Raw genomic sequence first — 21,134 nt, 5'->3', positions numbered from 1 at the left:
ATGACCCCGGCCCGGTCGGAGGCGAGGTTCTCGAGCTCGTAGACCTCCGGGGTGTCCCAGATGTTCGGGCTGGGGATCGGGGCTGCCGACCGGGTCAGCGCGGACCCTCGGTCGGGTGTGCCGGCTCGTTGCTGCCCGCGGGCAGCGCCGTGGTCCCCGTGCGGCGCTTCACCCGCTCACGGCGGCCGCCGATCGTCCCGGCCTCGACCGTCGCGGGGTGCACGAGGAGCGGGATGAGCGGGCGGGCCCCGGCCGAGCGGGTGTGCTTGACCATCGCCAGATGCGCCTCGCACCGCACGGCGAGCTCGTCGTAGCCGCCCTGGCCCATGAGCTCGACGAGCTCGGCGCGGCTGCCGCGGAACACCGGCTCGCGCCCGACGTGCGCCTCGGAGTTGCTCGAGCAGTACCAGTCGAGGTCGTGCCCGCCCGGCCCCCACCCGCGCCGGTCGTACTCGGCGATCGAGACCTCGAGGTAGGACGAGTCGTCCGGCTGCGTCACCGTGCGGTAGGTGCGCCGGATCGGCAGCTGCCAGCAGACGTCGGGCTTGGCCGCGTGGGGTGGCGTCCCGGTGAGGACGGCGTGCTGGTGCAGCGCGCAGCCCGCGCCGGCCGGGAAGCCCGGGCGGTTGAGGAAGATGCACGCGCCGTCGACGACCTTCGTCTTGCGGGCTCCGTCCTCCTTCTCGGTCCACGCCGACAGCCGGGCGGGGTCCTTGTCGCCGCGCTTCCCGTGCCCGGGGTGGTGCTCCCACTCGTCCTCGCCGAGCTCGGCGACGACGGCGCGCACCCGCTCGACGTCGTCACCGTCGGTGAAGTGGGCGCCCAGGGTGCAGCAGCCGTCGTCCGGCCGGTCGGCGTAGATGCCCCGGCACCCGGACCCGAAGATGCACGTCCAGCTCGAGGTGAGGAACGTCAGGTCGACCCGGAACCGCTGCCCCTCGTTCTCGGGGTCGGCGAACTCGGCCCACGTACGAGGGATGTCGAGCGGCGCTTCGGGCACGCGCCCACCCTATGCAGCGCATCGCACCTTCCGTGGGCCGCCCACGCCGGACCGGCTACCTTGGGCGCATGCGACTCGGGGTCATCGACGTCGGATCCAACACGGTCCACCTCCTGGTCGTCGACGCGCACCCGGGGGCCCAGCCCCTGCCGGCGAGCAAGCACAAGATCGAGCTGCGGCTGTCCGAGCACGTCATGGACGACGGCCGGATCGCCGACGAGGGCCGTGACCGGCTCGCGCAGTTCGTCTCCGAGTGCCTCGCCGTCGCCGAGGACCAGGGTGTCGAGGACCTCAAGGGTTTCGTGACGAGCGCCCTGCGTGAGGCCCCGAACGGCGCCGACGTGCTCGCCCACGTCGCCGAGCGGACAGGGGTCCTCCTCGACGTGCTCCCGGGCGAGGACGAGGCGCGGCTCACCTTCCTCGCCGTCCGGCGCTGGTTCGGCTGGTCCGCGGGCACCCTGCTCGTCGCCGACATCGGCGGCGGCAGCCTCGAGCTCGCCGTCGGGATGGACGAGGACCCCGACGCCGCCGTGTCCGTCCCGCTCGGCGCCGGCCGGGTCACCCGCGACCTGCTGCCGGGGGACCCGCCGTCCCTCGACGACGCCCGCGAGGCACGACGCGTCGTCCGGGCGACGATCGCCAAGGAGCTCCGCCCGATCGCCAAGAACGGCGCGCCGGACAAGGCCGTCGGCACCTCGAAGACGATGCGCTCCCTCGCGCGGATCTGCGGGGCCGCACCGAGCTCGGAGGGCATGTACGCGCCGCGCGTGCTGTCGCGCGAGGCGCTGTCCGCCCGGCTGCCGCAGATCGCGACGATGAGCGCCGCCGAACGCGCCGACCTGCCGGGCGTCTCGACGTCGCGGGCGCGGCAGCTGCTGGCCGGGGCCATCGTCGCGGAGGCGACGATGGACCTGCTCGGGCTCGACCAGCTCGAGATCTGCCCGTGGGCGCTGCGCGAGGGCATCCTGCTGCGCCACCTCGACCGGATGGGGTGAGGGTGGCCCCGGACGCCGGCGAGGCCAGGATCGGGCTGTCGAGCGCCGCGGTGTACCCCGAGGGTGCGGCCTCGGCGTTCGCCACGGCGGCCCGGCTCGGGTACGACGGGGTCGAGGTCATGGTGTGGACCGACCCGTTGACGCAGGAGGCCGGGGCGTTGCGCTCGCTCGCCGAGCACCACGGCGTGCCGGTGCTGTCGGTGCACGCGCCGACGCTGCTGGTCACCCAGCGGGTCTGGGGCAGCGACCCCTGGGACAAGGTCGACCGGTCGGTCGACCTCGCGCTCGAGGTCGGTGCGGGCACCGTCGTGCTCCACCCACCCTTCCGCTGGCAGCGCGGCTACGCGCGGGGGTTCGCCGACGGGGTGGCCGAGCGCGAGGAGGCCACCGGGGTCCGGCTCGCCGTCGAGAACATGTACCCGTGGCGGGCGCCGCGAGCGCGCGAGGTCGAGGCGTACCTGCCGCACTGGGACCCGGTGCCCCAGCCGTACGAGCACGTGACGCTGGACCTGTCGCACACGGCGACCGCCGGGTCGGACGCCCTCGACATGGTGCGGCGGCTCGGCCCGCGGCTCGCGCACCTGCACCTCGCCGACGGGTCCGGCTCGGCCCGCGACGAGCACCTCGTCCCGGGCCGGGGCACCCAGCCGTGCGGTGAGGTCCTCGAGACCCTGGCCGGCGCGGGCTACGCCGGCGACGTGGTCGTCGAGGTCGGGACCCGGCGCGGCGACGAGGAGCGCCGCGAGGTCGACCTCGCCGAGTCGCTGGCCTTCGCCCGGCTCCACCTGGCACCGGTCGCCGGCTGACGCGCCGGGCCCGCAGCCGGGCGCGTCCCTCGACAGCCGACGCGGTCGATGCCAGGGTCGAGCCATGGCGAATGACGCGATCGTCGTCGAGAACCTCCGCGTGGTCCGTGGGGGCCGGGAGGTGCTGCCCGACCTGTCGGTCCGGGTCCCGGCCGGTCAGGTCGTCGGTCTCCTCGGCCCCAGCGGTGGCGGCAAGTCGACCCTGATGCGGTCCGTCGTCGGCGTCCAGGTCGTCGAGAGCGGCACCGTGACCGTGCTCGGCGAGCCCGCCGGGACCCCCGCATTGCGGCGGCGCGTCGGCTACCTCACCCAGGCCCCGAGCGTCTACGGCGACCTCACCGTGCGCGACAACGTCCGGTACTTCGCCCGGGTGGTGGACGCCGGTCCGCACGCCGTCGACGCCGCGATCGAGGCGGTCGAGCTCGGCGACTACTCCGGGGCGCGGGTCGACGCGCTCTCGGGGGGCCAGCTGTCGCGGGCCAGCCTCGCGTGCGTCCTCGTCGGGAACCCCGAGATGCTCGTCCTCGACGAACCCACCGTCGGCCTCGACCCCGTCCTGCGCCGCGACCTGTGGACGATGTTCCGGCGGCTGGCGGCCGATGGTCACACCCTCCTCGTCTCGAGCCACGTCATGGACGAGGCGACCCGGTGCGACCGGCTGCTCCTGCTCCGCGAGGGCCAGATCCTCAGCGACTCGACGCTGCCCGAGCTGCTCGAGCGCACCGGCACCGAGGACGCCGAGCAGGCCTTCCTCACGCTCGTCGACGAGGCGGCCGGCCGGCACCACGACGTCCCGCCACCGCACGTCGGCCGGCACGTCGCGCCCCCGCCCCCGCACCCGCCGACCGGCGACGGGAGCCCGCGATGAACGCCCGCATCACGCTGACCACCGCCGCCCGGATCCTGCGGCAGCTGCGCGGCGACCACCGCACGGTGGCGCTGATGCTCGTCGTGCCGGTCGTCCTCCTCGGCCTGCTCGCGTGGATCTACGTCGACTCGCCGGGCGACACGTTCAACCGGATCGGGCCGTCCCTGCTCGGGGTCTTCCCGTTCGTCGTCATGTTCGTCGTCACGAGCATCGCGACCTTGCGCGAGCGCACCTCGGGCACCCTCGAGCGGCTCCTCACGACCCCCCTCGGCAAGGGGGACCTCATGCTCGGGTACGCCCTCGCCTTCGGGGCGATGGCGGTCCTGCAGGCCCTGGTCGCCACCACCTTCGCGGTGTGGGTGTTCGGGCTCGACATCGTCGGCCCGGTCTGGGCGCTCGTCGTCGTGGCGCTCGTGGACGCCCTGCTCGGCACCGCGCTCGGGCTCCTCGCCAGCGGGTTCGCGCGCAGCGAGTTCCAGGCGGTGCAGTTCATGCCGGCCTTCGTCCTGCCCCAGTTCCTGCTGTGCGGGCTGCTGCTGCCGCGCGACGCGATGCCGCGCCCGCTCGAGCTCGTCTCGGACGTCCTGCCCCTCTCGTACGCCGTCGACGCGATGCAGGAGGTCACGACCAACGCCGACCCACTGGGCGAGATCCTGCCGGACCTGGCGGTCATCGTCGGGTGGATCGCGCTCGCGCTGACCCTCGGCAGCCTCACCCTCCGCCGTCGCACCCCGTGAGCAGCCGCTAGCCTGCCGTGGTGGACGCTTCCGACCTGCTCCGTGGTGCACTGCTGCACATCTCCGACTCCGACACCGTGCGCACGGTCGTCGAGAAGGCGCCGATGAGCCGGGCCGTCGTGGCCCGGTACGTCGCCGGCGAGTCCGTGGCCGACGCCGTCTCGACCACCGCCGACCTGCGGGGCAGCAACCGCCTCGTCACCATCGACCACCTCGGCGAGGACGTCACCGACCGGGCCCAGGCCGAGCAGACCCGCGACACCTACCTCGCCCTGCTCGAGGCCCTCGCGGAGGCCGACCTCGCCCGGTTCGGCGCCGGTGAGGTCAGCGTCAAGCTGAGCGCGGTCGGGCAGGCGATCCCCGGCGACGGCGACGCCATCGCCCTCGAGAACGCGCGCGCCATCTGCGAGACGGCCGAGCGGGTGGGCACCACGGTCACCCTCGACATGGAGGACCACACCACCACCGACCGCACCCTCGAGACGCTGCGGACCCTGCGGGCCGACTTCCCGTGGGTGGGCGCGGTGCTGCAGGCCTACCTGCGCCGCACCGAGGCCGACTGCCGGGACCTCGCCACCGAGGGCAGCCGGGTCCGGCTGTGCAAGGGCGCCTACAAGGAGCCCGAGTCGGTCGCCTTCCAGGGCGGCCGCGACGTCGACCTGTCGTACGTGCGGTGCCTCAAGGTCCTCATGGCCGGCGACGGGTACCCGATGGTGGCCACCCACGACCCCCGGCTCGTCGAGATCGCCCAGGCCCTGGCCGGGCACCACGACCGCCGGCCGGACTCCTACGAGTTCCAGATGCTCCTCGGCGTCCGCGACCTCGAGCAGAAGCGCATCGCCGACCGCGGCCACCAGATGCGCGTGTACGTCCCCTTCGGCGAGGACTGGTACGGCTACCTCGTGCGGCGCCTCGCCGAGCGCCCCGCGAACGTCCGCTTCTTCCTGCGGTCCCTCGCCTCCAACGGGTGAGGCCGTAGGGTCGCGTCATGGGTACGGTCGCGATCTTCGGTGCCGGTGTCATGGGCGAGACGCTCCTCTCGGGGCTGCTGCGCGCCGGGCGGCCGGCCGACAGCCTCGTCATCACCGAGCGCCGGCCCGACCGGGCGGCCGAGCTCGCCGAGCGTTACGGCGTCCGGGTGCTCGACAACGCGGCGGCCGCGGCCGAGGCCGACACCCTGGTCCTCGTCGTCAAGCCGCAGGACATGGGCGCCCTCCTCGAGGAGGTGGCGGCGCACGTCGAGCCCGACAACCTCGTCGTCAGCCTCGCCGCCGGCATCACCACAGCCTTCCTGGAGGCGCACCTGCCGGCGGGGCGGTCCGTGGTGCGGGTCATGCCCAACACCCCGGCGCTCGTCGACCAGGGCATGGCGGCGGTGTCCGGCGGGGCGCACTGCCCGCCCCAGCACCTCGCCGAGGCCCAGCAGCTGCTGGCCGCCACGGGCAAGGTGCTCGAGGTCCCCGAGTCCCTCCAGGACGCCGTCACCGCCATCTCCGGCAGCGGCCCGGCGTACATCTTCTACGTCGTCGAGGCGATGATCGAGGCCGGCGTGGTCCTGGGGATGCCCCGCGCGACCGCCACCGAGCTCGTCGTGCAGACCCTCTACGGGGCGGCCACGATGATCAAGGAGACCGGCCAGCACCCCACGGTCCTGCGCGAGCAGGTCACCTCGCCGGGCGGCACGACGGCCGCTGCCCTGCGCGAGCTCGACGACCACAAGGTGCGCGCGGCGTTCATCCGCGCCATGGAGGCCGCTGCCATCCGCAGCCGTGAGCTGGCCGGTGGCTGAGCCGGGTCTCGCGCCGCAGCGGGGCGTCGCACGGGTGGACGACGCGATGTGGCGGGCCTACCGCGACGTGCGGCTCGCGGCCCTCATCGACAGCCCCCGGGCCTTCTGGACGCGCTACGCCGAGGCCGCCGAGCGGTCCGACGACGACTGGCGGGCCATGGTCGCCCGCGGGCCCGCGCTGTGGCTCGCCTGGGACGGCGACCTCCCGGTCGGCACCGTCGGGCTGTGGCACGCCGACGACCAGCCCGCCGACGAGGTGTACCTCGTCGGCATGTGGGTCGCGTCGACGGCTCGGGGCTCCGGTGCGGCCCGCGAGCTCGTCGACGCCGCCGTCGCCGAGGCGCGGTCCGAGGGGCGCCGGCGGGTCGCCCTGGACGTGGCCCGCGAGAACCCCCGAGCGCGCCGGTTCTACCTGCGGTGCGGCTTCGTCCCGACGGGCCGGACCGGGGCGATGCCCTGGGACCCGACGTGTGTCGAGGAGCGGATGGTGCTCGACCTGCCCGGTCCGGGCTGACCCCCGTGCGGGTTCCCGGAGCCGCCCGGCGCGTCCGTCCGCCCCGGTTGTCGCACCCCCGGCCCATCGTGGGAGAGTGACGTGCCATGAGCGAGATCACGGTGCGTCCGCTGGGCGTCGAGGACTGGGAGCTGTACCGCGCCGTCCGGCTCAGCGCCCTGGAAGAGTCCCCCGAGGCCTTCGTCGCGGCGCACGCCGACGAGGAGGCCGAGCCCGAGGAGTTCTGGCGCACCCGGATGGAACGGTCCGTGCGCCTGCTCGCCGAACGCGACGGCCAGCCGCTCGGCATCGCCAGTGTCGGCACCGCCGGCGGCGACAAGCCCGACATCGCCCAGCTCTTCGGCCTCTGGGTGCGCCCCGAGGCCCGGGGGTCCGGGGTGGCGGCCGCCCTCGTGCGGTCGGCGGCCAGGGTCGCGGCCGAGCAGGGTCGGACCCAGATGTACTACTGGGTCGGCACCGACAACGGCCGGGCCGTGGCGTTCGCGAGCGGCTTCGGCTTCCGGCCCACGGGGCTGCGGCGCCCGATGCGCGTGGTCTCCGAGGACGACGGCGAGGAGGAGGTCGCGATGACCCTCCCGCTCGTCGGCGACCGCGGCGGCATCCCCGACTTCTGAGGCGTCAGGGGCGGGCGGCGAGCCGCTCGATGAGGGTCGTCGGGCCGCTGACGATGAGAGTGTCGTGCGCCGAGATCTTCGTCGAGGGCACGGCGTAGGTGAAGTCCTCGCCGGGGGTCTTGATCCCGACGATCGTCACGCCGTACTTGCTGCGGACCGCGCTCTGCTCCAGGGTGAAGCCGACGGTCTCGGTGGGCGGGCGCATCTTGACGATCGCGAAGCCGTCGTCGAACTCGATGTAGTCCTGCATCCGCCCGCCGACGAGGTGGGCGACGCGTCGGCCGGTGTCGGCCTCGGGGCGCACGATGTGGTGCACGCCGATCCGGTCGAGGATCCTCGCGTGCTCCGGCGAGAGGGCCTTGGCCCAGATGTCGGGCACCCCGGCGTCCACGAGGTTGGCGCCGGCGAGGACGGAGGCCTCCACCGACGAGCCGATCGCGACGACCGCGATCCGGAACTTGCCGGCCTTGGCGTCCCGGATGACGCCGACGTCGCTCGCGTCGCCGTGGACGACCTGGCTGATCCGGCCGAGGAACTTCTCGGCGAGGAAGCCGTCCTTCTCGATCGCGGTGACCTTGTGCCCGAGCCGGCGCAGCTCGAGGGCAGCGGCAGCGCCGAAGCGGCCGAGCCCGATGACGAGCACCTCGTCTTCGGTGCGAACGCCTTTGGCCATCGTCGGTCCTCCGGGTCGGTCGGGGTCGGGACGGGTCCAGCCTGCCACGCGGGCCCACCGAGTAGCGTGCAGCCATGGCCCATCGGACGACCGTCATCTGGGACGACGGGTTCTGCGCGTACGACTTCGGGCCCGAGCACCCGATGGGCCCGGTGCGTCTCGACCTCACCACGCGGCTCGCTCGCGAGCTCGGCGTTCTCGACGACGTGGACGTCCTCAGCCCGGGCGTGGCCGACGACGCGCTGCTCGCGACGGTGCACGACCCCGTCTACGTCCAGGCGGTCAAGGACGCATCCGCCGACCCCGCCGCCGCCGACCTCCATCGCGGCCTCGGGACCGACGACGACCCCGCGTTCGCCGGCATGCACGAGGCGTCGGCGCGGATCGTCCAGGGCACCGTCGACGTGTGCCGCCGGGTGTGGCAGGGCGAGACCGACCACGGCGTCAACTACTGCGGCGGGCTCCACCACGCGATGCGCACCCATGCCAGCGGCTTCTGCATCTACAACGACATCGCGGTCGGCATCCAGTGGCTGCTCGACCAGGGGGTCGAGCGGGTCGCCTACGTCGACATCGACGTCCACCACGGCGACGGGGTGGAACGCATCTTCTGGAACGACCCCCGCGTCCTCACGATCTCGCTGCACGAGAGCGGTCGGCACCTGTTCCCGGGCACCGGGTGGCCCGGTGACATCGGTGGGCCGGACGCCCGGGGGAGCGTGGCGAACGTGGCGCTGCCACCGGGGACCACCGACGCGTCGTGGCTGCGGGCCATCGACGCCGTCGTCCCGCCGCTCGTGCGCGCCTTCGCCCCCGAGGTCCTCGTGACCCAGCACGGCTGTGACACCCACCTCGAGGACCCGCTCGCCCACCTCGCCATCACCGTCGACGCCCAGCGCCGCGCCCACGACGAGCTGCACACCCTCGCGCACGAGGTGTGCGAGGGGCGGTGGGTGGCTCTCGGCGGCGGCGGCTACGAGCTCGTCGACGTCGTCCCCCGGTCCTGGGCGCACCTGACCGCGATCGCCGCCCACGTGCCCGTCGACCCGTTCACCCCGGTGCCGCAGGAGTGGCGGGACCACGTGCAGCGCACCCTCGGCCGGCCCGGGCCCGCGCGGATGGGTGACCTGCCCGCCGACCGGCTGCCCATCTGGGTGCAGCCCTGGTCGATGGGGCACAACCCCGACCACCCGCTGGACCGCTCGGTCTTCGCGACCCGGCAGGCGGTGTTCCCCGCGCACGGCCTGGACCCCTGGTTCGACTGAGCCCGCGGAGCGAACCGCTCCGCCCCCAGCACAGGATCGGCTCCGGCCCTGGCCACACGGCGTGTCGGCTGGACTTTCGGAGTGAATTCGGCTCATTGGCCTTCACTATGGTCACAACTGCCCCTATGGTTGCGACAGCACGACGCAGGGAGCCAAGCCGGGGCTGATGTCCGGCGCTGCGAGGTGCAGAAGATCGAGGTCACAATGTCCACGGAGCGCCAGCTCGGCGAGGTGCGGTTCCTCACTGTCGCCGAGGTCGCCACGATCATGCGCGTCTCGAAGATGACGGTCTACCGCATGGTCCACGCCGGGGAGCTCCCGGCCATTCGGGTCGGCCGGTCGTTCCGGGTCCCCGAGGACGAGGTGCACACCTACCTGCGCAGCTCGTTCGTCGACACCGCCTGACGGCGGCGTCCGCCCCGGCGCCCGAGGGGCCGCCCATCCACGGAGGGGGCGGCCCCTCGGGGCCGTCCGGGGCCTTCATTTGGGCGGTTCCGCTCCACGGCGGTAGGGTGGGCAGCCGTACTTCCAGCTCCACGACGAGGGACATCGCATGGGTTCAGTCATCAAGAAGCGGCGCAAGCGGATGGCGAAGAAGAAGCACCGCAAGCTGCTGCGCAAGACGCGTCACCAGCGTCGCAACAAGAAGTGACCCAGCGTCACCTCTGACCGCCGAAGGTCCCCGGCCGCGCCGGGGGCCTTTGTCGTGTCCCCGACCGGCGCCCCGCGGTCCGGCCGGCCGTCCCGGGTGAGCCCGGCCCGCGGTGAGTGGGTAGGGTCGGAGGCGTCGGCCCACAGGTGAAGGAGCAGACGGTGGCGAGTGTCGTTCTCGTGACGGGGGTGTCCCGGTACCTCGGCGGCCTCCTCGCGCGCCGGCTCGCGGCCGAGCCGGGCGTCGACCACGTCGTCGGGGTCGACGTCATCCCGCCCCCGCACGACATCGGCGACGTCGAGTTCGTCCGCGCCGACATCCGCAACCCGATGATCTCCCGGGTCATCGAGCAGGCCGGCGTCGACACCGTCGTCCACATGAACGTCATCGCGACACCGACGTTCGTCGGGGGGCGCACCCCGCAGAAGGAGATCAACGTCATCGGGACGATGCAGCTCCTCGCGGCCTGCCAGAAGTCCCGCACCGTCCGACGTCTCGTCGTCAAGTCCTCGGCCGCCGTCTACGGGTCGACCGCACGCGATCCCGCGCTCTTCACCGAGGACATGAGCGCCCGCCGTACCCCGAGCGGGGGCTTCGGCAAGGACTCCATCGAGGTCGAGGGGTACGTCCGTGGCTTCGCGCGTCGCCGCCCCGACACCGAGATCCTCATGCTCCGCTTCGCCAACGTCATCGGACCGCGGATCCGCACCTCGATCACCGACTACTTCTCCCTCCCCGTCGTGCCGGTGCCGCTCGGCTACGACGCCCGGATGCAGTTCGTCCACGAGGACGACGCCATCGACGCCCTGGTCCTCGGCGGGTCGGGGTCGGCCACCGGGGTCGTCAACGTCGCCGGCGACGGCGTGGTGACCGTGTACCAGGCCGTCGCGCTCGCCGGCCGCGCAGTGCTGCCCATCCCGCTCCAGAGCGCGGGCTTCGTCGGCGGGGTCGCGCGCCGCGTCGGCCTGGCCGACTTCTCGCCGGACCAGATGTCCTTCCTCGCGTTCGGGCGAGGCCTCGACACGACGAGGATGCGGACCGAGCTGGGGTTCGAGCCGCGGTTCACCTCCCTGGAGGCCTTCGGCGACTTCGCCCGGACGCTGCGTCCCGCGGTGCCCGGCGGCCAGGTGGTCGGCGACGCCGTCAGCGGGCTCGCCGGCACCGCCAGCGCGGCCGTCCTCCGTGCGCTCGGCACCGGGCAGGGCCGCTGATGGCCCGGCGCGGAGCCCTCGCTGCGGGGGCAGACCGGGCGACGGGCGAGCGGGCCCGGCGTCGCACGACCCCGCTGCTGAGCGCCGACGCCCCGCAGACCCCCGCGAGCCCGACGCCGGCCGCGACGACGGCGTCCGCCGGGAAGACCCCTGCCCCGAAGAAGGCCCCGGCGGCGAAGAAGACCCCGGCCGCGAAGAAGTCCCCGGCAGCGAAGAAGCCGCCGGTGGCGCAGCAGGCCCCGGAGCCGACGACGGTGCCCGTGGAGCAGGCCCCCGTGCCGGCCTCGGCGCCCGCACGGCGCAAGCACCGGCCGCACCCGCGGGTCACCTCCGCCCCGTCCGCCCGTGCCACGTCGCAGGCGGGCGAGCGCACCGGCCGGCGCCGGCTGTCGCCGCGCGAGAAGGCGCGTCTCGACGAGGCGACCCCGCGCCCGCACCTGCGGCTCGCCGAGCCGACGCCGCCTCCCCTGGACCCCACCATCGCCGCCGCTCCGACCCGCTCGGGGCTGCCGCTGCCCGACGCGGCCGAGCTCGTCGAGGCCCTCGTGGCGGGGCTCCGCCTGGCGGCCCAGGCCGCCGGCGTCGCCCCCGAGGACGTCGAGGCGCGGGTCGCGCAGGTGCTGGTGTACCTGCGCCGCCGGCTCGACGGCGACTACACGGTCGACGACTTCGGCTTCGACGAGCACTTCACCGACAACGTCTTCTACCCGTTGCTCCGGCCGCTGTACCGGCACTGGTTCCGGGTGGAGGTCCGCGGCATCGAGAACATCCCGGCCGGCGGGGGCGCCCTCATCGTCGCCAACCACTCGGGCACGGTGGCGCTCGACTCGCTCATGGTGCAGCTCGCCATCCACGACGAGCACCCGGCCCGGCGCACGATGCGGGCCCTCGGTGCCGACCTGGTCTTCCAGACCCCGTTCGTCGGCACGATCGCACGCCGCTCGGGGTCGACGCTCGCGACGAACGAGGACGCCGAGCGGCTGTTCGCCCGCGGTGAGCTCGTCGGGGTGTTCCCCGAGGGGTTCAAGGGCACCGGCAAGCCGTTCAGCGAGCGGTACAAGCTGCAGCGGTTCGGCCGTGGCGGCTTCGTCGCCGCGGCGCTCGCGGCGGGGGTGCCGATCATCCCCTGCTCCGTCGTCGGGGCCGAGGAGATCGCCCCGATCCTGGGCAACATGAGCACCCTGGCGCGAGTCCTCGGCATGCCGTACGCCCCGATCACCCCGACCTTCCCGTGGCTCGGCCCGCTCGGCCTCATCCCGCTGCCGAGCAAGTGGATCATCGAGTTCGGCGAACCGATCGTCACCGAGGGGCACGGGGCCGGAGCGGCCGAGGACCCGATGCTCGTCTTCGACCTCACCGACCAGATCCGCGAGACGATCCAGCAGACCCTCTACACCCTCCTCATGCAGCGGAGGTCGGTGTTCTTCTGATGGGTGCCGGCCAGGACCCGCCCCGGGTCACCCTCGTCGTGCGCCCCGGGTGCCACCTGTGCATCCCCGCGCGGGAGGTGGTCGAGCGCGTCTGCGCCGACCTGGGGGAGCGCTGGGAGGAGATCGACGTCGACTCCGACGCCTCGCTCGCGGCGCGCTGGTCCGAGGAGGTCCCGGTGACTCTCGTCGACGGGCGGCAGCACGACTTCTGGCGGGTCGACGAGACCCGGCTCCGGGCGGCGCTCGCCGCCCCGGCCCGGCCGCGGCCCGACGGGGCGCCGGGCAGCGCCTAGCACACCCGCGGCGTGAGGTGTCTCACCGGGTCTCCGCGCGACTTTGTGCCTCCCTTCACAAAGTCGTAGGCTGGTTCGGTCCGCGTGCGCTCGTGAGCCACGTCCTCCGCTCCTCGCCCGAGCCCGCGGCACGCGAAAGGAGCCGGACCGCTCGTGTCCACCGCAGCAGCCACGCCCCGGGGGGTCCCGGACGCGTCGGTGGCCCGACTCCCGGGGTACCTGCGGGCGCTGACCGCGCTCGCGGCCGAGGGCATCGGGCTGGTGAGCTCCGAGGAGCTCGCCGCCGCGTCCGGCGTCAGCTCGGCCATGTTGCGCAAGGACCTGTCCCACCTCGGCAGCTACGGCGTGCGGGGCGTCGGCTACGACGTGGAGCGTCTGGCCTCCGAGATCGCCGCCGCCCTCGGCCTCACCCAGGACTGGCCGGTCGCGATCGTCGGGATGGGGAACCTCGGCCGGGCGCTCGCCGCCTACCGGGGCTTCGCCGAGCGCGGCTTCCGGGTCATCGCGCTCCTGGACCACGACGAGCGCGTCGTCGGCGACGAGGTCGCCGGCTGCCCGGTCCTGCCGATGGAGGACCTCCCGACGCTCGTCGCCGAGCAGGGCCTGGCCATCGGGGTCATCGCCACCCCGCCCGAGGGGGCGCAGGCAGCCTGCGACCGGCTCGTCGCGGCCGGGGTCCGCTCGGTGCTCAACTTCGCCGCCGTCGTCCTGGCCGTGCCCGAGCACGTCACGGTGCGCAACGTCGACCTCTCGACCGAGCTGCAGATCCTCGCCTTCCACGGGCAGCGCTCGGCCGTCGCCGAGGCGGTGGCGCCGTGAGCCTCGTCATCCTCGGCCTCTCCCACCACGAGGCGCCGCTCCCGCTGCTGGAGTCCGTCGCGCTCGACCCCGACACCGCCTCCGACCTCGAGTCCGTCATCCTGCGCTCGGACCACGTGACCGAGGCCGTCGTGCTGTCCACGTGCAACCGCACCGAGGTCTACGCCGAGAGCCTCACCTTCCACGGCGCCCTCGTCGACATCACGAACGCGCTGGCGGCGGCGTGCGACCTCGACCGTGCCCTGCTCCAGCCCCACCTCTACGTCCACTACGAGGACCGCGGCATCGCCCACGCGTTCAACGTCGCCGCCGGCCTGGACTCGATGGCCGTGGGGGAGGCGCAGATCGTCGGCCAGGTGCGCCGCAGCCTCTCGCGCGCCCAGCGGGCGGGCCACGTCGGGCCGGCGCTCAACGCCCTCGTCCAGCAGGCCCTCCGGGTCGCCAAGCGGGTCCACAGCGAGACCGAGATCGACCTCGTCAGCGGGTCGCTGGTGCAGGCCGGGCTCACCCGCGCCGAGGCCGAGCTCGGCGGGGTGGGTGACCTGTCGGTGCTCGTCGTCGGGGCCGGCGGGATGGGCGCGCTCGCGGCGACGACCGTCGCCCGGCAGGGCGCCGCGGAGGTCGTCGTCGCCAACCGTGACCAGACGCGGGCCCGGTCAGTCGCCGGGCGGGTCGGCGGGCGCGCACTCCCCCTCGCCGAGCTCGGCAGCGCCCTGGCCGGGGCCGACCTCGTCATCTCGTCCACCGGGTCCCGCGGCCAGCTCGTGACCGCCGACGACGTCGCGGCCGCGCTCGCCGTGCGCGGCGGACGTCCTCAGGTCTACGTCGACCTCGCGCTCCCGCACGACATCGACCTCGCCGTCGCCGACCTCGACGGCGCCAGCCGGGTCGGGCTCGCCGAGCTCGGCGAGGACCTCGCCTCGGCGGACTCCGCCCCGCAGGTGAGCGAGGCCCGCGAGCTCGTGACGGCCGAGGTCGCCGCCTACCTCGTCGAGCGGTCGACCCAGGCGGTCGCCCCGACGGTGACCGCGCTGCGCGCCCGGGCCGGCCAGCTCGTCGACCAGGAGATGGCCCGGCTCGAGCGCCGCACCCCCGGGATGGGGGCGACCGAGCGCGCCGAGGTGCGCCGGTCCGTCGAGCGCGTCGTCGACAAGCTGCTGCACACCCCCACCGTCCGGGTCAAGGAGCTCGCCCAGGACGGCCAGGGCGGCAGCTACGCCCGCGCCCTCTCCGAGCTGTTCGACCTCGACCCGCGCGACGTCTCGCTCGTGTCGGCGCCGCCGACGATCCCGGGGGAGGAGCGATGACCCGCCTGCGCCTCGGCACCCGCCGCTCGGCCCTCGCGACGACGCAGTCGACGTGGGTGGCCGACCGGCTCCGCGCTCTGGGCCACGACGTCGAGCTCGTCGAGGTGACCACCGAGGGCGACCGTGACCGCAGCACGCCGCTGGCCCAGCTCGGCGGCACCGGGGTCTTCGTCTCGGCGCTGCGCGAGGCCCTGGCGGACGGGCGGGTCGACCTCGCGGTGCACTCCCTCAAGGACCTCCCGACCGCCCCGGACCCGCGGACCACCGTCGCCGCCGTCCCGGTGCGGGAGGACGCCCGCGACGCCCTCGTCGCCCGGGACGGGCTCACCCTCGCCGAGCTGCCCGCGGGCTCCAGGGTCGGCACCGGCTCGCCCCGGCGCCGGGCCCAGATCGCCGCCCTCGGGCTCGGCCTCGAGGTCACCGACCTGCGCGGCAACGTCGACACCCGGCTCGGCCACGTTCACGAGCGGCGGCTCGACGCCGTCGTCCTCGCGGCGGCCGGGCTGCGTCGGCTCGGCCGGGCCGACGAGGTCACCGAGCTGCTCGACCCGCTGCAGATGCTCCCGGCTCCCGGGCAGGGGGCGCTCGCCGTCGAGGTACGCGCCGACGACGAGGCCACCCACGGCATCGTCGCGGCGCTCGAGGACCCCGACACCCGTGCCTGCGTCACCGCCGAGCGCGCCCTGCTCGCCGAGCTGGAGGCGGGGTGCTCGGCGCCGGTCGGCGCCCTCGCCGAGGTCGTCGAGGGCACGGACGGGGCCGAGCTCTCGCTCCGCGCCGTCGTCGCCGCCCCCGACGGCACCGCAGACCTTCGCCGGTCCCTCACCGGCGACCCGGCGACGGCGGCCGACCTCGGCCGACGTCTCGCGCGGCTCCTCCTCCTGGACGGTGCCGCCGACCTCATGCCCACGTCCACCGAACGACACGTCACGGAGCGTGCACTGTGAGCCTCACGCGCTCGTCCACCCGACCCCCCCGCGTCCCCGCACGCGTCGCCTTCGTCGGCGGCGGTCCCGGTGACCCCGCTCTGCTCACGGTGCGTGCCACCGAGCTGCTCGCGGCCGCCGACGCCGTCGTCCTCGACCAGGTCGCGCGCGAGGACCTCGCGCTCCGCCACGCCCGGGCCGATGTCGACATCGTCGACGCCGGCCACGGGGACCACGGCGAGCGGCTCACCCAGGCCTCCCGCGCCAAGCTCGTCGTCCGGGCCGCCAAGGCGCACCCCGGCGGCCTCGTCGTCCGGCTCATGGACGGCGACCCGGCGGTGTTCAACGGGCTCGCCGAGGAGGCCCAGGCCCTCGTCAAGGCGGGGATCTCTTTCGAGGTCGTGCCCGGGGTCAGCTCGCTGACGGCGGTCCCGGCGTACGCGGGCGTCCCGCTGACCTCGAAGTCCACCGGCGGCGTCCACGTCATCGTCGCGGGCGGGTCGCGCCCCGACGTGGCGGGCGGCCTCGACCCCGCGACGACCGTCGTGGTCCTCGGCGCCCCCGACCGCGCCGCCGAGGCCCTCCGGGCACTCGCCGACGCCGGGCGGGACGCCGCCACCCCGGTGGCGGTCACCGAGCGCGGCACCACCATCGAGCAGCGGACCGTCGTCACGACCCTCGGCGCTGCGCCGGAGGCCATGGCCTCCGGGCACTTCCCGGTGCTGGCGGTCGTCGGCGACACTGTGCCGATGCGCAACGCGCTGTCCTGGTTCGAGACCAAGCCGCTGTTCGGCTGGTCGGTACTCGTGCCGCGCACCAAGGAGCAGTCCGCCTCGATGACCGCACGTCTCGAGCACCACGGCGCCCGGGCCGATGTCGTGCCGACCATCTCGGTCGAGCCGCCGCGCACCCCGCAGCAGCTCGAGCGGGCCGTCAAGGGCATGGTCACCGGCCGCTACGAGTGGGTCGGGTTCACCTCGGTCAACGCCGTCCGCGCGATCCGTGAGAAGTTCGACGAGTTCGGGCTCGACGCCCGCTCGTTCGCCGGGCTGAAGGTCGCAGCAGTCGGGGGCGTCACCGCCGAGGCGCTGCGGGAGTGGGGCATCAACCCCGACCTCGTCCCCACCGACGAGCAGTCGGCTCAGGGCCTGCTCGACGCCTGGCCGCCGTACGACCCCGACCTCGACCCCATCGACCGGGTCTTCCTGCCGCGCGCCGACATCGCCACCGACACCCTCGTCGCCGGGCTCCAGGAGAACGGCTGGGAGGTCGACGACGTGACGGCGTACCGCACCGTCCGCGCGGCGCCCCCGCCCCAGCCCGTGCGCGACGCCATCAAGGGCGGGGCCTTCGACGCCGTGCTCTTCACGTCGTCCTCGACCGTGCGCAACCTCGTCGGCATCGCCGGCAAGCCGCACCCGGGCACCGTCGTCGCGTGCATCGGCCCGGCCACGGCCAAGACGGCGGAGGAGCACGGCCTGCGGGTCGACGTGCTGGCCCCGGAGCCGAGTGCCGAGGCGCTCGTCGACGCGCTCGCCGACCACGGTCGCTCGCTGGCCCTCGCGGCCGTCGAGGCCGGTGACGACGTGCTGCGGCCGAGCCAGCGTCGGCCGGGCGGGCGGAAGCGCGCCACGTGAGCCGCGGGCTCCCCGTCGCCGGGGCGCCGTTCCCGGCCGGTCGGCCTCGTCGGCTGCGCCGCACCCCGGCGCTGCGCCGGCTCGTCGCCGAGACGAGGCTGCACCCGGCCGAGCTGGTGCTGCCGGTGTTCGTCCGGGAGGGCATCGACGCGGCGGTCCCGATCGGTGCGATGCCCGGGGTCGTCCAGCACACCCTCGGCTCGCTCGTCGACGAGGCGCGTCGCTGTGTGGACGCCGGGCTGGGCGGGATCATGCTCTTCGGCGTCCCCGAGGCCAAGGACGCGCGCGGGTCCGGCGCCGACGACCCCGGCGGGATCCTCAACGTCGCGCTCGCCCGGACCGTCGAGGCGGTCGGTGACGACCTCGTCGTCATGTCGGACCTGTGTCTCGACGAGTTCACCGACCACGGACACTGTGGCGTCCTGCGCACGGACGGAGCCGTCGACAACGACGCGACCCTCGAGCGGTACGCCTCGATGGCGCTCGCCCAGGCCGCGACCGGCACCCCGGTGCTCGGGCTGTCCGGAATGATGGACGGGCAGGTGGGCCATGTCCGCGCCGCCCTCGACGCGGCGGGGTACACCGACACCGCGATCCTCGCGTACGCCGCCAAGTACACCTCGGGCCTCTACGGGCCCTTCCGGGAGGCCGTGCAGTCCTCACTCGTCGGGGACCGGGCCACCTACCAGCAGGACCCCGCCAACGGGCGGGAGGCGCTGCGCGAGATCGAGGCCGACATCGCCGAAGGCGCGGACCTCGTCATGGTCAAGCCGGCGGGCCCCCACCTCGACGTCGTCGCCGCGGCCGCCGCGATGTCGCCCGTGCCTGTCGCGGCCTACCAGATCTCGGGGGAGTACGCGCAGATCGAGGCGGCGGCCGAGCGGGGCTGGATCGACCGGGACCGGGTGATGATGGAGTCGCTCCTCGGCATCCGCCGGGCGGGTGCGCAGGTCATCCTCACGTACCACGGCCTCGACGCGGCGGCCCGCCTCTGACGCGTCGAGGCCGCCGGCGCCCGGGGTGACGGGCGGCCGGCGGCCTCGGTGGCTCCGCCGGGGCGGAGCCGGAGTGGCCCGGCTCAGGCCTGCTTCGCGAGCTGGAGGTCGATCGCGATCTTGATCTTCTCCGAGACCAGCACGCCGCCCCTCTCGAGGGAGGCGTTCCAGGTCAGGCCCCACGCGGTGCGGTCGATCTCGCCGGTGGCCTCGAACGCCGCCTTCTCGTTGCCCCACGGGTCGGTGGCGACACCGCCGAAGTCGACGTCGAGGGTGACCGGATTCGTGACGCCCTTGATCGTGAGGTCGCCGACGAGGGTCTCGCCGTCGAAGGAGGTGGAGCGGAAGGTCATGTCGGGGTGGTTCTCCGCGTCGAAGAAGTCCCCGCTGCGCAGGTGGGCGTCACGGTCGGGGGTCCCGGTGGAGACGGACGCGGTCTTGATCGTGACCTCGGCGGTGGACGCGGCGAGGTCCTCGGCGACCACGACGGTGCCGGCGACGTCGGTGAAGGAGCCGCGGACCTTGGTCACCATGAGGTGGCGGGCGACGAACCCGATCTCGCTGTGGGTGGGGTCGATGGTCCAGGTGCCGGCGGAGAGGGCGGTGGCGATGGCGGTGGTGCTCATGTGGATGGAACTCCTCGGGTGTGGGTGGACGTGCTGTAGTTGACGCTTCAACTATAACCGATGCCCGAAGTATTCCCGTCGGGTCCGCCGGGGTCCGCCGGTGGGGCGAGTGGTGCGCAGGGTGCGACGCCGCATGCCACGATGAGGGCATGGCTTCGGAGGCGCGCTGGCTCACTGCGGACGAGCAGGTGTCCTGGCGCGCCTACCTGCGGGCCACGCGCGAGCTCACGGTCGCCCTCGACCGGGACCTCCAGTGCGAGGGGATCAGCCTCCCCGAGTACGAGCTGCTCTCGATGCTCTCCGAGGCCGACGACGACCGGCTGCGGATGTCGGCCCTGGCCGACCTCATCGTCCAGTCGCGGAGCCGGGTCACCCACACCGCGGCCCGCCTCGAGCGGCGGGGGTGGGTCCAGCGCCGCCCCGCGCCCGACGACGGCCGCGGGGTGGTGCTCGAGCTCACCGACGAGGGCCGCGACGCGATCCGGCGGTTCGCCGTCACCCACGTCGAGAGCGTGCGCCGGCACCTCGTCGACGTCCTCCGGCCCGACCAGTTCCGGGCGCTCGGCGAGGCGATGCTGGCCGTCGACGCCGCGTACCAGGCCGACCCCACGACGCCGGACCCCGCCGCGTGCCCGACAATGGAGCCGTGAGCGACCCCACCCCCCGCCAGTTCGCCGACTCCGACGCCCCCGCCTCCGCGGCCCTGCTCGCCCGCGCCCGCGCCGTCACGCCGGGCGGGGTCAACTCGCCGGTCCGGGCGTTCCGATCCGTCGGCGGCACCCCGCGTTTCATGGTCCGCGGGGCCGGCCCGTACCTCACCGACGCCGACGGCCGCGAGTACGTCGACCTCGTCGGCAGCTGGGGCCCGATGATCCTCGGGCACGCCCACCCCGCGGTGCTCGACGCCGTCCACGACGCGGCCTCCCGCGGGACCTCGTTCGGGACCCCGAGCGAGAACGAGGTCGCGCTCGCCGAGGAGATCGTCGCGCGGGTCGCCCCGGTCGAGCAGGTGCGCCTCGTCTCCAGCGGCACCGAGGCGACGATGAGCGCCATCCGGCTGGCCCGCGGGTTCACCGGCCGCTCCCTCGTCGTGAAGTTCGCGGGCCACTACCACGGGCACGTCGACTCCCTCCTCGTCGCCGCCGGGTCCGGCGTCGCGACCCTCGCCCTCCCCGACTCCGCCGGTGTGCCCGCCGAGGTGGCCGCCGAGACCCTCGTCCTGCCGTACAACGACGTCGAGGCCCTCGAGGCGGCTTTCGCGGCTCGCGGCCAGGAGGTCGCCTGCGTCATCACCGAGGCCGCCGCGGGCAACATGGGCGCCGTGCCGCCCGACCCGGGCTTCACCCTCGCGCTGCGCCGGGTCACGGCCGAGCACGGCGCCCTGCTCGTCTCGGACGAGGTGATGACCGGCTTCCGGTGCAGCCGCGCCGGGTGGTGGGGTCATGAGGGCGTCGAGGCCGCTCCCGACCTCATGACCTTCGGCAAGGTCATGGGCGGCGGCTTCCCCGCGGCCGCGTTCGGCGGGCGCGCCGACGTCATGGCCCTGCTCGCCCCCGACGGCCCCGTCTACCAGGCGGGCACGCTGTCGGGGAACCCCGTCGCCACCGCGGCCGGGCTCACGACGCTGCAGCACTGCGACGACGCCGTGTACGCCCGGCTCGACGAGGTGTCCCGCACCGTCAGCACGGCCGCCTCCGAGGCGCTCTCGGCCGCCGGTGTCGCCCACCGGGTCCAGTACGCCTCGTCGATGTTCTCGGTCTTCTTCCGCGAGGGTGAGGTCCGCGACTACGACGCGGCCCGCGACCAGGACACCGCGGCGTTCGGCCGCTTCTTCCACGCGATGCTCGACGCCGGCGTCTACCTGCCGCCGAGCGCGTTCGAGTGCTGGTTCGTCTCGGCCGCGCACGACGACGCCGCGGTGCAGCGGATCCTCGACGCGTTGCCGCGCGCCGCCGCCGCAGCCGCGGGCTGACCGAC

Annotated in this window: 24 protein-coding genes; 21 read left to right on the top strand and 3 right to left on the bottom strand. The window is 74.3% G+C overall.

Going from position 1 to position 21,134, the window contains the following annotated elements; all coding sequences use genetic code 11:
- Window positions 1-94 precede the first annotated feature (94 nt).
- Window positions 95-1,000, bottom strand: a complete 906-nt coding sequence (locus Q0963_RS13115; RefSeq protein WP_299446602.1) for a hypothetical protein — start codon at window positions 998-1,000, stop codon at window positions 95-97.
- Between the two features lie 68 nt (window positions 1,001-1,068).
- Here Q0963_RS13115 and Q0963_RS13110 point away from each other — a divergent pair, with 68 nt between their 5' ends.
- The 8 genes from Q0963_RS13110 to Q0963_RS13075 all read left to right on the top strand — a co-directional run bounded on the left by Q0963_RS13110 (window position 1,069) and on the right by Q0963_RS13075 (window position 7,323).
- Window positions 1,069-1,995: a Ppx/GppA phosphatase family protein gene (locus Q0963_RS13110; protein WP_299446599.1), complete on the top strand. Its 927-nt coding sequence runs from the start codon at window positions 1,069-1,071 to the stop codon at window positions 1,993-1,995.
- A gap of 2 nt (window positions 1,996-1,997) precedes the next feature.
- Window positions 1,998-2,801, top strand: a complete 804-nt coding sequence (locus Q0963_RS13105) for a sugar phosphate isomerase/epimerase (RefSeq protein ID WP_299446596.1) — start codon at window positions 1,998-2,000, stop codon at window positions 2,799-2,801.
- 64 nt (window positions 2,802-2,865) lie between these two features.
- Window positions 2,866-3,669, top strand: coding sequence for an ABC transporter ATP-binding protein (locus Q0963_RS13100; RefSeq protein ID WP_299446593.1), 804 nt, complete (start codon window positions 2,866-2,868; stop codon window positions 3,667-3,669).
- A complete protein-coding gene (locus tag Q0963_RS13095; protein WP_299446590.1) occupies window positions 3,666-4,406 on the top strand; it encodes an ABC transporter permease in 741 nt (246 codons plus the stop codon). The genes Q0963_RS13100 and Q0963_RS13095 overlap by 4 nt, the downstream gene beginning before the upstream one ends.
- A 20-nt stretch (window positions 4,407-4,426) precedes the next feature.
- On the top strand, window positions 4,427-5,377 hold the full coding sequence (locus tag Q0963_RS13090) for a proline dehydrogenase family protein (protein ID WP_299446587.1): 951 nt from the start codon (window positions 4,427-4,429) through the stop codon (window positions 5,375-5,377).
- A 17-nt stretch (window positions 5,378-5,394) separates the two neighbouring features.
- Window positions 5,395-6,195 (top strand): pyrroline-5-carboxylate reductase, encoded by an 801-nt coding sequence (gene proC, locus Q0963_RS13085; RefSeq protein ID WP_299446584.1) that lies wholly within the window; start codon window positions 5,395-5,397, stop codon window positions 6,193-6,195.
- On the top strand, window positions 6,188-6,709 hold the full coding sequence (locus Q0963_RS13080; protein ID WP_299446581.1) for a GNAT family N-acetyltransferase: 522 nt from the start codon (window positions 6,188-6,190) through the stop codon (window positions 6,707-6,709). Before proC ends, Q0963_RS13080 begins: the two co-directional genes overlap by 8 nt.
- Before the next feature lie 86 nt (window positions 6,710-6,795).
- Window positions 6,796-7,323, top strand: a complete 528-nt coding sequence (locus tag Q0963_RS13075) for a GNAT family N-acetyltransferase (RefSeq protein WP_299446578.1) — start codon at window positions 6,796-6,798, stop codon at window positions 7,321-7,323.
- A 4-nt stretch (window positions 7,324-7,327) separates the two neighbouring features.
- Here Q0963_RS13075 and Q0963_RS13070 read toward each other — a convergent pair whose 3' ends face one another.
- Window positions 7,328-7,996, bottom strand: coding sequence for a TrkA family potassium uptake protein (locus Q0963_RS13070; RefSeq protein WP_299446575.1), 669 nt, complete (start codon window positions 7,994-7,996; stop codon window positions 7,328-7,330).
- Window positions 7,997-8,070: 74 nt separating this feature from the next.
- On the opposite strand from Q0963_RS13070, the gene Q0963_RS13065 reads away from it, so the two are divergent.
- The 11 genes from Q0963_RS13065 (at window position 8,071) to hemB (ending at window position 18,531) form a co-directional block, all read left to right on the top strand.
- On the top strand, window positions 8,071-9,261 hold the full coding sequence (locus Q0963_RS13065) for an acetoin utilization protein AcuC (RefSeq protein ID WP_299446572.1): 1,191 nt from the start codon (window positions 8,071-8,073) through the stop codon (window positions 9,259-9,261).
- A 204-nt stretch (window positions 9,262-9,465) separates the two neighbouring features.
- Entirely contained in the window at window positions 9,466-9,666 is a 201-nt protein-coding gene (locus Q0963_RS13060) for a helix-turn-helix domain-containing protein (protein ID WP_166102834.1), read from the top strand.
- Window positions 9,667-9,814: 148 nt separating this feature from the next.
- On the top strand, window positions 9,815-9,913 hold the full coding sequence (locus Q0963_RS13055; RefSeq protein WP_003792170.1) for a 30S ribosomal protein bS22: 99 nt from the start codon (window positions 9,815-9,817) through the stop codon (window positions 9,911-9,913).
- A gap of 161 nt (window positions 9,914-10,074) precedes the next feature.
- Entirely contained in the window at window positions 10,075-11,124 is a 1,050-nt protein-coding gene (locus tag Q0963_RS13050) for an NAD-dependent epimerase/dehydratase family protein (protein WP_299446566.1), read from the top strand.
- Complete coding sequence (locus Q0963_RS13045) at window positions 11,124-12,554, top strand: 1-acyl-sn-glycerol-3-phosphate acyltransferase (protein WP_299446563.1); 1,431 nt, start codon at window positions 11,124-11,126, stop codon at window positions 12,552-12,554. The genes Q0963_RS13050 and Q0963_RS13045 overlap by 1 nt, the downstream gene beginning before the upstream one ends.
- A complete protein-coding gene (locus Q0963_RS13040; protein WP_299446560.1) occupies window positions 12,554-12,847 on the top strand; it encodes a glutaredoxin family protein in 294 nt (97 codons plus the stop codon). The genes Q0963_RS13045 and Q0963_RS13040 overlap by 1 nt, the downstream gene beginning before the upstream one ends.
- Before the next feature lie 153 nt (window positions 12,848-13,000).
- Entirely contained in the window at window positions 13,001-13,666 is a 666-nt protein-coding gene (locus Q0963_RS13035; RefSeq protein WP_299446559.1) for a redox-sensing transcriptional repressor Rex, read from the top strand.
- Window positions 13,663-14,973, top strand: a complete 1,311-nt coding sequence (locus tag Q0963_RS13030) for a glutamyl-tRNA reductase (protein ID WP_299446557.1) — start codon at window positions 13,663-13,665, stop codon at window positions 14,971-14,973. Before Q0963_RS13035 ends, Q0963_RS13030 begins: the two co-directional genes overlap by 4 nt.
- Window positions 14,970-15,920, top strand: a complete 951-nt coding sequence (gene hemC / locus Q0963_RS13025) for a hydroxymethylbilane synthase (RefSeq protein ID WP_299446554.1) — start codon at window positions 14,970-14,972, stop codon at window positions 15,918-15,920. The genes Q0963_RS13030 and hemC overlap by 4 nt, the downstream gene beginning before the upstream one ends.
- Window positions 15,917-17,536 (top strand): bifunctional uroporphyrinogen-III C-methyltransferase/uroporphyrinogen-III synthase, encoded by a 1,620-nt coding sequence (locus tag Q0963_RS13020; RefSeq protein ID WP_299446551.1) that lies wholly within the window; start codon window positions 15,917-15,919, stop codon window positions 17,534-17,536. The genes hemC and Q0963_RS13020 overlap by 4 nt, the downstream gene beginning before the upstream one ends.
- The gene (gene hemB / locus Q0963_RS13015; protein ID WP_299446548.1) at window positions 17,533-18,531 is read left to right on the top strand and encodes a porphobilinogen synthase; all 999 of its coding nucleotides are present in this window, start codon (window positions 17,533-17,535) and stop codon (window positions 18,529-18,531) included. The genes Q0963_RS13020 and hemB overlap by 4 nt, the downstream gene beginning before the upstream one ends.
- Before the next feature lie 83 nt (window positions 18,532-18,614).
- Here the strand turns inward: hemB and Q0963_RS13010 are convergent, their stop codons facing one another.
- Window positions 18,615-19,157 carry a YceI family protein gene (locus Q0963_RS13010; RefSeq protein WP_299446545.1) on the bottom strand — a complete coding sequence of 181 codons (543 nt, stop codon included), beginning with the start codon at window positions 19,155-19,157 and terminating at the stop codon, window positions 18,615-18,617.
- A 149-nt stretch (window positions 19,158-19,306) separates the two neighbouring features.
- Here Q0963_RS13010 and Q0963_RS13005 point away from each other — a divergent pair, with 149 nt between their 5' ends.
- Together Q0963_RS13005 and hemL are read left to right on the top strand one after the other, a co-directional pair.
- Window positions 19,307-19,807, top strand: a complete 501-nt coding sequence (locus tag Q0963_RS13005; RefSeq protein ID WP_299446542.1) for a MarR family winged helix-turn-helix transcriptional regulator — start codon at window positions 19,307-19,309, stop codon at window positions 19,805-19,807.
- Complete coding sequence (gene hemL / locus Q0963_RS13000; protein ID WP_299446539.1) at window positions 19,804-21,129, top strand: glutamate-1-semialdehyde 2,1-aminomutase; 1,326 nt, start codon at window positions 19,804-19,806, stop codon at window positions 21,127-21,129. Before Q0963_RS13005 ends, hemL begins: the two co-directional genes overlap by 4 nt.
- Window positions 21,130-21,134: the final 5 nt, after the last annotated feature.

It is taken from the genome of uncultured Phycicoccus sp., assembly GCF_947495705.1.
In the GTDB taxonomy this organism is placed as follows: domain Bacteria; phylum Actinomycetota; class Actinomycetes; order Actinomycetales; family Dermatophilaceae; genus Phycicoccus.
This window is presented reverse-complemented; position numbering and strand designations above follow the sequence as displayed.

What these genes read in the sequence shown, in the direction of transcription:
- Q0963_RS13110 (WP_299446599.1), top strand. Translation starts at nt 1,069, where the DNA reads ATGCGACTCGGGGTCATCGACGTCGGATCCAACACGGTCCACCTCCTG.
- Q0963_RS13100 (WP_299446593.1), top strand. Translation starts at nt 2,866, where the DNA reads ATGGCGAATGACGCGATCGTCGTCGAGAACCTCCGCGTGGTCCGTGGG.
- Q0963_RS13095 (WP_299446590.1), top strand. Translation starts at nt 3,666, where the DNA reads ATGAACGCCCGCATCACGCTGACCACCGCCGCCCGGATCCTGCGGCAG.
- proC (WP_299446584.1), top strand. Translation starts at nt 5,395, where the DNA reads ATGGGTACGGTCGCGATCTTCGGTGCCGGTGTCATGGGCGAGACGCTC.
- Q0963_RS13075 (WP_299446578.1), top strand. Translation starts at nt 6,796, where the DNA reads ATGAGCGAGATCACGGTGCGTCCGCTGGGCGTCGAGGACTGGGAGCTG.
- Q0963_RS13070 (WP_299446575.1), bottom strand. Translation starts at nt 7,996, where the DNA reads ATGGCCAAAGGCGTTCGCACCGAAGACGAGGTGCTCGTCATCGGGCTC.
- Q0963_RS13065 (WP_299446572.1), top strand. Translation starts at nt 8,071, where the DNA reads ATGGCCCATCGGACGACCGTCATCTGGGACGACGGGTTCTGCGCGTAC.
- Q0963_RS13060 (WP_166102834.1), top strand. Translation starts at nt 9,466, where the DNA reads ATGTCCACGGAGCGCCAGCTCGGCGAGGTGCGGTTCCTCACTGTCGCC.
- Q0963_RS13055 (WP_003792170.1), top strand. Translation starts at nt 9,815, where the DNA reads ATGGGTTCAGTCATCAAGAAGCGGCGCAAGCGGATGGCGAAGAAGAAG.
- Q0963_RS13045 (WP_299446563.1), top strand. Translation starts at nt 11,124, where the DNA reads ATGGCCCGGCGCGGAGCCCTCGCTGCGGGGGCAGACCGGGCGACGGGC.
- Q0963_RS13040 (WP_299446560.1), top strand. Translation starts at nt 12,554, where the DNA reads ATGGGTGCCGGCCAGGACCCGCCCCGGGTCACCCTCGTCGTGCGCCCC.
- hemC (WP_299446554.1), top strand. Translation starts at nt 14,970, where the DNA reads ATGACCCGCCTGCGCCTCGGCACCCGCCGCTCGGCCCTCGCGACGACG.
- Q0963_RS13010 (WP_299446545.1), bottom strand. Translation starts at nt 19,157, where the DNA reads ATGAGCACCACCGCCATCGCCACCGCCCTCTCCGCCGGCACCTGGACC.
- Q0963_RS13005 (WP_299446542.1), top strand. Translation starts at nt 19,307, where the DNA reads ATGGCTTCGGAGGCGCGCTGGCTCACTGCGGACGAGCAGGTGTCCTGG.